Below are 5,507 nucleotides of genomic sequence, written 5' to 3'. Positions count from 1 at the left end.
CCATTAGTTCTTATAGTCCTTGTACCACCCGAAGTCACTGGCGCGTATTTATTTTCGGGTGATGAATAATTCTTCGTACTTGCAGACTAACGAACTTTTCCGACGAACTCCAGAGCTAATCCCCTCAATAAAGGCGATTAATTAGCCAACCAAACACATTTGTATACTAGTACACTAGATCAACTCGAACGCCATCTGAAAAATAGAGAATCCGCACATCATCACCTCTATTGAACAACATCGAATTGTCAACGTCTTGAATGATGTTAACCAGATTGTCATCCTTGGTTTTAACCAATAATTCAACGAGTTTATATTCCACCCGATATTGCGTATTGCCGCGATTACGAGCGATCCCCGCCCCCGCTACAGCACCAACCGCCGTTGCGACTTCTTTACCTGTGCCGCCACCAAACTGATTACCAACCAAACCACCAATTGCCGCACCCAACAAGGTTTCCCAACCATTCGCTTTCGACTCTACGATCTCCTGTTGGGTAATGTACCTGACCGTATCAACCTCACCGTAAACGACCTCATTCACTGGTCTGGCTTGGTTTCTGTTGTAAGCTGCATTTGCCAACATGGGCAAAACAAGTAAAATCCAAAGCAACTTCTTCATGGTAAAACTCCTAAAGACCTCTTGGTCAGTGATTAATCTGTAATGCGGTACTTATGACTATATACCTAACCGAACTTGATACTACTAGTATAGAGTTTCCTTCGCCCTTCGACGCGCTTGATGAACCCAACGGTCTACTCGCGTTCGGTGGTGATTTGTCACCCATACGAATTCTGAACGCTTATAGCCAAGGTATATTTCCATGGTATGGCCCAGGTGAGCCTATACTTTGGTGGAGCCCTGCACCGCGAGCGGTATTTAATCCTAAGACATTCGAACCGTCAAAAAGTCTTAAAAAGTTTCAAAGAAAGCACAATTACCGAGTCAGCATCAACCAAGCGACGGACAAAGTAATTGGTTATTGCTCTTCACTAAGGCCCAAAGAAGAAACCTGGCTAAACAGCGACATGCAGTCAGCCTACCGCAAACTCGCTTCATTAGGTTTCTGCCACTCGGTTGAGGTTTGGCAAGATGATGAACTGATCGGCGGACTTTACGGCTTACAAAGAGGCCAAGTCTTTTGCGGTGAATCGATGTTCAGCCTGAAGACTAATGCCTCTAAAATTGCGCTATGGTACTTTTGCGAGCACTTTACACAATTCGGCGGACAACTCATTGATTGCCAAGTCATGAACCCACACTTGGAATCCTTGGGCGCTATCGAGGTTGATAGGGATGAATTCCTGAGTTCTCTTCGATTACTCAAAGAAACGTCCGTTAACGATGCATGTTTTAAAAAACAATGGCTAAAGGAAATGCCTTAATGAATCCAGATTTACAACAAATCAGAATTGGATTAACAGACAATCACGCTTGCAGTTACTTACCCCACCTCGAAGAAAGAGTGGCAGTCACGCTTGATGAACACATGCACACCGCAGATAACTATGAAGTTCTGCTTGCGAATGGATTTCGCCGCAGTGGAACAACCATTTATAAACCACATTGCGATAATTGCTCATCGTGCCAAGCGATTCGACTGTCGATTCCCGAGGTCAAGTTTTCCAAGAGCCAACGACGAATACTCAACAAGGCCAAAGCGCTGCGTTGGGAGCTGAAAGATGAAATGGATGACAACTGGTTTGACTTGTATAGCCGCTATATAACCGCTCGCCACCGTTCGGGAACCATGTATCCACCGAAGAAAGAAGAGTTTCTGCATTTCTCTAAAAATGAATGGCTTGCTACAAAGTTCATGCACATCTATGATGAGGGGCAGTTAGTCGGCATTGCCGTTACAGACATCATGTCTCACTGTACGAGCGCGTTTTATACCTTCTTCGACCCTGATATCGACATTTCCATGGGAACTCTTGGCGTTCTATTCCAGATCCAACATGCCCAGAAAGAACAAAAACAATGGTTATATTTGGGTTATCAAATCGATGAATGCCCTGCGATGAACTATAAAGTACGATTTCAACGTCATCAAAGGCTAGTAAATCAGCGGTGGCGAGGGTAGAATACGCGACAACTTTACATATTTTGATTTTAACGGCACAATCAAGCCGTTGAAAACCGCCAAATTTCGAAAGAGGATTAGATGGCTAAAGAAGACGTAATCGAGATGCAAGGCACTGTCCTTGATACTCTACCAAACACAATGTTCCGTGTTGAGCTTGAAAACGGTCACGTAGTGACAGCACACATCTCTGGTAAAATGCGTAAGAACTACATCCGTATTCTTACTGGTGATAAAGTAACTGTTGAGATGACTCCATACGACCTTTCTAAAGGCCGCATCGTCTTCCGTGCTCGTTAATTTTTAATTACCGAATACGATAAGAAGCGGAGCCCTCAAGGCTCCGTTTTTTATCGCCTGAACTTTTTACCACTCCAACAACACCAACCTAGCATCTAGCATCTAGCATCTAGCATCTAGCAAGCATAAAAAAACGCACAACCAAAGTCATGCGTTTAATATCGTGATTAACTGTACTCAGTGCTCTTTATAAGCCGTTAGTGTTTAAGAAGTATGCCTAATGCATAACCTCTTCTTTCGCACCAACATAGATGAAATCCAGTTCGTCTTTTTTCAGAGATACTTTAACCGTACCGCCGTCAACCAAACTTCCGAACAGCAACTCATTAGCAAGAGGCTTTTTAAGCTTCTCTTGAATCACACGTCCCATCGGACGAGCGCCCATGGTCTTGTCATAGCCTCTTTCAGCTAACCAATGACGAGCATCCTCAGAAACCTCTAAAGATACACCACGAGCGTCCAGTTGGACCTGAAGCTCAACAATGAACTTATCAACAACTTGACTGATCACACTTGGATCAAGGCTGTTGAACCAGATGATATTATCAAGACGGTTACGGAACTCAGGAGTAAATACCTTCTTGATTTCACTCATTGCGTCTGGCGCATGATCTTGTTGGATCAAACCGATCGATTTCTTCTCGGTTTCTGCAACACCAGCGTTGGTCGTCATCACTAGGATCACATTGCGGAAATCTGCTTTGCGACCGTTGTTGTCGGTTAGCGTACCGTTGTCCATCACCTGTAATAACAAGTTAAAGATATCTGGGTGTGCCTTCTCGATCTCATCAAGTAGCACAACAGAGTGTGGGTTCTTGATAACAGCATCGGTTAGCAGACCACCTTGATCATAACCAACATAACCAGGAGGCGCACCGATCAAGCGGCTTACCGAGTGACGCTCGCCGTACTCAGACATATCAAAGCGCAGAAGCTCAATACCCATCAATTTAGACAGTTGAACAGTCACCTCTGTTTTACCGACACCAGTAGGGCCAGCAAACAAGAATGAACCAACAGGTTTATTGTCTGCTCCCAACCCTGCACGAGTTAGCTTGATCGCTTCGCTCAATACATCGATCGCTGGGTCTTGTCCGAATACCAACATTTTCATGCGGTCATCCAGTTTCTGCAGCGTATCTTTGTCTGAAGACGATACTGACTTCTCAGGAATACGCGCCATTTTCGCAACCATTGACTCAATATCAGCCACGCTTACCGTTTTCTTACGACGACTTGCAGGCGCCAAACGACTACGAGCACCCGCTTCATCAATAACGTCAATCGCCTTATCTGGAAGGTGACGTTCATTAATATACTTAGCAGACAACTCCACAGCGGCACGTAACGCTTTGTTGGTGTAACGTACTTCGTGGTGAGCTTCGTATTTTGGCTTCAAGCCAATCAGAATTTTGGTTGTATCATCTAGCGATGGTTCAACAATATCGATTTTCTGGAAGCGACGAGATAAAGCACGCTCCTTCTCAAAAATACTGCTGTACTCTTGGTAAGTGGTTGAGCCAATACAACGTAATTTACCGCTGCTTAATAGCGGTTTAATTAGGTTTGCCGCATCCACCTGACCACCCGATGCTGCACCCGCACCAATAATGGTATGGATCTCATCGATGAACAGGATAGCGTCTTCTTCTTTCTCGAGTTGCTTCAGAATCGCTTTAAAGCGCTTCTCAAAGTCACCACGATATTTCGTTCCCGCAAGCAATGAACCAATATCCAAAGAGTAAATCACGCTGCTCTGAATGATTTCAGGGACTTGGCCTTCAACGATGCGCCATGCAAGACCTTCAGCGATAGCAGTTTTACCCACACCCGCCTCTCCCACTAATAGAGGGTTGTTCTTACGACGACGACACAGAACTTGAACGGTACGTTCTAGCTCTTTGTCACGACCGATGAGTGGGTCAATGTTACCTTGCTTCGCTACTTCGTTAAGGTTGGTCGCAAAATTTTCTAGACGATCTTCTGAGTTAGCTTCTTCGGCATTCTCTGCACCACCAAATGAATCAGGAGATGAACCGCTATCGCCTTCATTGCTGCCTTTGGTAATACCGTGTGAAATAAAATTCACTATGTCTAAGCGGCTGATGTCGTTTTTCTTAAGAAGATATGCCGCGTGAGATTCTTGCTCACTAAAAATAGCCACAAGTACATTTGCACCTGTTACTTCGCTGCGACCTGAAGATTGAACATGAAAAACAGCGCGCTGAAGTACTCGTTGAAAGCTCAGCGTGGGCTGGGTTTCACGAGTCTCGTCGCTTTCAGGGATGAGTGGGGTCGTTTGGTCGATAAAAATATCGAGCTCATTGCGAAGAGCATCGAGATCAGCCTGACAAGCTTGGAGCGCTTCCTTGGCCGCATCATTTTCTAATAATGCTAGTAGGAGGTGTTCGACAGTCATGAATTCATGTCGCTTGTCTCGCGCACGAGAAAATGCGCCATTTAAACTCGTCTCTAATTCTTTATTTAGCATAAGTACCTCCTAAGGGAACAACAGTGTTGTTCGAGCAATTTACACTTGCTCCATTGTACATAGTAGCGGATGCTCATTTTCCTTTGAGTATATCGTTACCTGCGCTACCTTTGTTTCCGCTATTTCAGCACTGTATGTGCCACAAATAGCTTTACCTTCATAATGAACCTTGAGCATCACTTCCGTTGCTTTTTCGATATCTAGTGAGAAAAATCGCTCTAGGATCTCGATTACAAAGTCCATGGGCGTGTAGTCATCGTTATGTAATACAACGTTATACATTGCCGGTGGCTTTACTTTCGTTCTCTCTTTCTCCAGTAAATCTGAGCCTGGAGATGCCCATTCAAAGTTTCTGCTCATATTAGCTTTGCTAAGGGTTATTTTTCGGAAGTAGTGAATGTTTAGTTAACTCAAATTTACCACATTCACGCATTACGGTGTACTAAGAAACTGCACCAAGAAACAGTACCAAAAAATATTCCTCTATACTGAGCCTAATCCACCATTTCCATCGCTGCAAATAAAAGATCTCGATTAACAGGATTAACATATGTGATTGATTAAAAAGACACCACAACTATTGATGGTGACGATAAGATCGTCGTTAAGTTACTATTTAGTTAATAGTATGC

General features: G+C 44.1%; 6 protein-coding genes. 3 read left to right on the top strand and 3 right to left on the bottom strand.

The features are described 5' to 3' along the window. Positions 1-166: 166 nt before the first annotated feature. Positions 167-622 carry a glycine zipper 2TM domain-containing protein gene (locus tag AB4653_RS18990; protein ID WP_009846343.1) on the bottom strand — a complete coding sequence of 152 codons (456 nt, stop codon included), beginning with the start codon at positions 620-622 and terminating at the stop codon, positions 167-169. A gap of 53 nt (positions 623-675) precedes the next feature. Between AB4653_RS18990 and aat the strand changes: the two genes are divergently transcribed. The 3 genes from aat to infA all read left to right on the top strand — a co-directional run bounded on the left by aat (position 676) and on the right by infA (position 2,384). Further along, positions 676-1,386, top strand: coding sequence for a leucyl/phenylalanyl-tRNA--protein transferase (aat, locus tag AB4653_RS18985; RefSeq protein WP_009846342.1), 711 nt, complete (start codon positions 676-678; stop codon positions 1,384-1,386). Continuing rightward, entirely contained in the window at positions 1,386-2,084 is a 699-nt protein-coding gene (locus AB4653_RS18980; protein ID WP_029223914.1) for an arginyltransferase, read from the top strand. The genes aat and AB4653_RS18980 overlap by 1 nt, the downstream gene beginning before the upstream one ends. 81 nt (positions 2,085-2,165) lie before the next feature. Continuing rightward, positions 2,166-2,384 carry a translation initiation factor IF-1 gene (gene infA / locus AB4653_RS18975; RefSeq protein ID WP_001040192.1) on the top strand — a complete coding sequence of 73 codons (219 nt, stop codon included), beginning with the start codon at positions 2,166-2,168 and terminating at the stop codon, positions 2,382-2,384. 217 nt (positions 2,385-2,601) lie between these two features. Here the strand turns inward: infA and clpA are convergent, their stop codons facing one another. Both clpA and clpS read right to left on the bottom strand, forming a co-directional pair. Then, positions 2,602-4,875: an ATP-dependent Clp protease ATP-binding subunit ClpA gene (gene clpA / locus AB4653_RS18970; protein WP_012603605.1), complete on the bottom strand. Its 2,274-nt coding sequence runs from the start codon at positions 4,873-4,875 to the stop codon at positions 2,602-2,604. A 39-nt stretch (positions 4,876-4,914) separates the two neighbouring features. Continuing rightward, positions 4,915-5,235, bottom strand: coding sequence for an ATP-dependent Clp protease adapter ClpS (clpS, locus tag AB4653_RS18965; RefSeq protein WP_102257368.1), 321 nt, complete (start codon positions 5,233-5,235; stop codon positions 4,915-4,917). Between the last annotated feature and the right edge of the window lie 272 nt (positions 5,236-5,507).

The organism is Vibrio sp. 10N.222.48.A3, assembly GCF_041475345.1.
GTDB lineage: Bacteria > Pseudomonadota > Gammaproteobacteria > Enterobacterales > Vibrionaceae > Vibrio > Vibrio tasmaniensis_A.
Note: the sequence above shows the minus strand (reverse complement) of the source record. Positions and strands in the feature narration are given on the sequence as shown.

Coding starts and splice junctions, on each gene's coding strand:
- infA (WP_001040192.1), top strand. CDS start 2,166: ATGGCTAAAGAAGACGTAATCGAGATGCAAGGCACTGTCCTTGATACT.
- AB4653_RS18990 (WP_009846343.1), bottom strand. CDS start 622: ATGAAGAAGTTGCTTTGGATTTTACTTGTTTTGCCCATGTTGGCAAAT.
- clpA (WP_012603605.1), bottom strand. CDS start 4,875: ATGCTAAATAAAGAATTAGAGACGAGTTTAAATGGCGCATTTTCTCGT.
- clpS (WP_102257368.1), bottom strand. CDS start 5,235: ATGAGCAGAAACTTTGAATGGGCATCTCCAGGCTCAGATTTACTGGAG.
- aat (WP_009846342.1), top strand. CDS start 676: ATGACTATATACCTAACCGAACTTGATACTACTAGTATAGAGTTTCCT.
- AB4653_RS18980 (WP_029223914.1), top strand. CDS start 1,386: ATGAATCCAGATTTACAACAAATCAGAATTGGATTAACAGACAATCAC.